The sequence below is a fragment of the Streptomyces sp. WG5 genome, assembly GCF_049974565.1.
Classification (GTDB): Bacteria; Actinomycetota; Actinomycetes; order Streptomycetales; family Streptomycetaceae; genus Streptomyces.
The window spans coordinates 1-930 of the sequence record NZ_JBNGGC010000144.1; the positions used below are offsets into that span (position 1 = coordinate 1).

Annotated in this window: 1 protein-coding gene; it reads right to left on the bottom strand. The window is 71.1% G+C overall.

Annotated elements, in window-relative coordinates; translation table 11 throughout:
- Window positions 1–930, bottom strand: a 930-nt coding sequence (locus ACP4IX_RS36280; protein WP_426558922.1) for a beta-ketoacyl synthase N-terminal-like domain-containing protein, incomplete at both ends; no start/stop codon positions are given.

Consider the following 930-nt stretch of genomic DNA (forward strand, 5'->3'; position numbering starts at 1 on the left):
TCCGGACGTGGTGGGTGGGGTGGGGGGTTCGGCGAGGATGATGTGGGCGTTGGTGCCGCTGATGCCGAAGGAGGAGATGCCGGCGTGTCGGGTGTGGTCGGGGGTGGGGGGCCAGGGGTGGGGCTGGGTGAGGAGGTGGAGGTTTCCTGTGGTCCAGTCGATGAGTTCGGTGGGTTTGTCGGCGTTGAGGGTGGCGGGTAGTTGGGCGTGGTGGAGGGCCATGACCATTTTGATGACGCCGCCGACGCCTGCGGCGGCTTGTGCGTGGCCGAGGTTGGATTTGAGTGATCCGAGCCAGAGTGGGCGGTCGCGGTCGGTGCCGTAGGTGGTGAGGAGGGCTTGGGCTTCGATGGGGTCGCCGAGGACGGTGCCGGTGCCGTGGGCTTCGATGGCGTCGACGGCGGTGTGGGGGATGCCGGCGTCGTGGAGGGCGGCGCGGATGACGCGTTCCTGGGCGGGGCCGCTGGGTGCGGTGAGTCCGTTGGAGGCGCCGTCCTGGTTGACGGCGGTGCCGGCGACGACGGCGAGGACGGGGTGGCCGTGGCGTTGGGCGTCGGAGAGGCGTTCGACGACGAGGACGCCGACGCCTTCGGCCCAGGCGGTGCCGTCCGCGTCGGCGGAGAAGGATTTGCAGCGGCCGTCGGGTGCGAGTCCCCGCTGGCGCGAGAACTCGACGTAGGTGTGGGGAGTGGACATCACCGCGACGCCACCGGCGAGGGCGAGTGAGCACTCGCCCGAGCGCAGGGCGCGTATCGCCAGGTGCAGGGCGACCAGCGAGGAGGAGCACGCCGTGTCCACGGTCAGTGCCGGGCCCTGTAATCCGAGTGTGTAGGCCACCCGGCCCGATGCCACACTCGACGTGGTTCCCGTCAGTCCGAACCCGGCGGCCCCGGCACCCGCCTCACCCAGCCGCGGACCGTACTCCTGGGC